This is a genomic window from Providencia alcalifaciens DSM 30120 (genome assembly GCF_000173415.1).
Classification (GTDB): Bacteria; Pseudomonadota; Gammaproteobacteria; order Enterobacterales; family Enterobacteriaceae; genus Providencia; species Providencia alcalifaciens.
The window spans coordinates 1-2,145 of sequence record NZ_ABXW01000055.1 but is presented as its reverse complement, the minus strand read 5'-3'; the positions used below and the strand labels follow the sequence as shown (position 1 = coordinate 2,145).

The following is a 2,145-nucleotide window of genomic DNA, read 5'->3' as shown; positions in this document are numbered from 1 at the left end:
CGCCACCACCGTTTTTGTGGATAACGCATTGACCGCGTCAACCACACTGGCTACGCTAGCCGTACTCACCCCAAATTCATCACACGCTAACGTAATGATCAGTTCATTTTCTCGCCACTGTGCTGCGGTGGTCGTCTCAGAACGTTTGCCTTTCCCTTTGTCTGGCAATTGAGCAAGCTCAACCTCCGCCCTGACATGGATCGTATTTCCCGCACGCCCTGGCTTGTTAGCGGTAAAAGTCAACACGTTATCTAACAACGGTGTCCCCGTTGTGCATGCTGCTTTTGCTGCTCCCGCAGCCTCCGGTGCCGTCCCGACAATACCAATAATCGCCGTTTCAATGGTGGTCACCGATACCGTCCCCGAGGTGAGCTCGATAGTTTCCACACCATGTAATTGCGCCATAAATGCTCCTAATAACAAAAAACTCGCCGCAGCGAGTTACATGTGTTGATTCGATTTTCCCGTTGTCCCGCCGCTATCGCCTCGGTGATCATGGTTATTAAAGATTTGACGGATCCCCCCCCATGCTACCCGTTCCATCCGTAATATCCTGAGAAGCCCCGAGACTCCCTTGAACTTTCGTATCTGCGTTTAATTGCGTTTTTCCGTCCACGGTCAGTTGTTTCGTGATGACAACATTGCCTTCCAGTGTGCCATTCCCCACTATGCGATAGGTACCGCTGTCCGCCAAAATCAGGGTGAGTGAGTGTGTCGCTCGGTTGTAACGAATTTCGGTACCATCCCCATAACGGGTGATGTGTTCACTCTCGCGACCATCCGGTACGGGAACTGCCCCTGTATTCCATCCCGCAAAAACACGCCCGTTATTCAATTCTCCCGCCTCTGACAACACGGTAACGGCATCTCCCACCGCAAACGGCTCAAAATCCGCCCGATGCTTTCCGGCGAATCCCTGACAAAGTGGGAGCCACGTCGTCACAATATCGCCCAAATCCACTCGGCATTCCGGAAAACCGTCAGCCACCCGAACAGAATGGATCACCCCTCGACGTACCATATTAGCTAAGCGACGCTGCAAATCACCCAAAACGTCATTCACGGGATTTTCCCTCATAAATTAAATGGTAATCCGCCACATGCTGCGCCCCAATATCTGGGGCAATCCCCAGCCACACACGCTGTAACGGTAAATTATCCGTTGCAAAAGGATCGGCCCCCAATGCCACACGCTGCGTAAATGACACCTGCCAGATCCAATAATCATCCCATTGGGGGTCGGTTTCATCCACGTCCGCGGACAGAAAGACGGCAGGCTCAACCATGGATAAGCCGAATGTTTGCCCGTCAAGCCACTGCGTTAAATCGGCAGCCGCCGAGCGAATATACACCTCCGGACGCCCAATTTCGGAGGTCGCCGCCCGATCCACTAATACCCATAAGGATCCAGAAAGCGTCACGCGCAGTTGTCCGTCAGAGTGATTATCCCTCTCCCAGCCATCCACCGAAAAAAAGACCGCGGGCGTGACTACCGGTGTCACTGTCTCAGGGTACATCTCAACCGAATTCACCCAAGGTAATGCACGCAACGCGGTAAGCACCGCCTCATGATAAGCAGCCATGCGTAATGGTGTCGCCATACTCAATAACCTCCTGAGGATGTCGGTTTAACGGTAATGTTGTGTTTCACGCGACGCCGAATATCTGACTCAAACTCTTTCATAAATACAGCAACACACTCAGCAAAAAGGGTATCTTCAAGGTGGTCATGTAACGCAGGTGCAATATCAATCAACGCCTCTCGCCAACGACGCGTCAGCGGATGACGTACTTTGATGGTACGCTGACCTTGGCTTGTCCGCCCCACCATACCATCGGGATAGTGCTGAGGGAGTAATCGCTGACCTTTCGGTTCAAACCTTGCCACATACTGACGTCGTTGAGCTGCCGGAATAAATCGCCCTGTACGTTTGTCCCGTCGTCGATGACGCGGTGGAATTTTACCCACCGTACGCCCGCGTAAGCGTGTCACCTTAATGGCATTCAAACCAAACCAAAATGACATCTCATCCAACCCCGCCCCTCGCTTAATCCGCCGAGCAAAGAAACGGCGCTGTAACTCCTTCATTTTTCGCGGGGCTAATCCCGATTTGAGTAATGCGGAGGATTGCTTACGTATTTTTG

At 52.3% G+C, this 2,145-nt stretch carries 3 protein-coding genes and 1 pseudogene; all 4 read right to left on the bottom strand.

Going from position 1 to position 2,145, the window contains the following annotated elements:
• Positions 1–405, bottom strand: a pseudogene (locus tag PROVALCAL_RS14695) (phage tail protein); the annotation flags it as partial.
• Positions 406–502: 97 nt separating this feature from the next.
• Complete coding sequence (locus PROVALCAL_RS14690; protein WP_243441104.1) at positions 503–1,063, bottom strand: phage baseplate assembly protein V; 561 nt, start codon at positions 1,061–1,063, stop codon at positions 503–505.
• Positions 1,056–1,421: a hypothetical protein gene (locus tag PROVALCAL_RS14685; RefSeq protein ID WP_224120284.1), complete on the bottom strand. Its 366-nt coding sequence runs from the start codon at positions 1,419–1,421 to the stop codon at positions 1,056–1,058. The genes PROVALCAL_RS14690 and PROVALCAL_RS14685 overlap by 8 nt, the downstream gene beginning before the upstream one ends.
• Before the next feature lie 182 nt (positions 1,422–1,603).
• Positions 1,604–2,145: hypothetical protein (locus PROVALCAL_RS19785; protein ID WP_006660103.1), on the bottom strand; the 542-nt coding region annotated here is incomplete at its 5' end.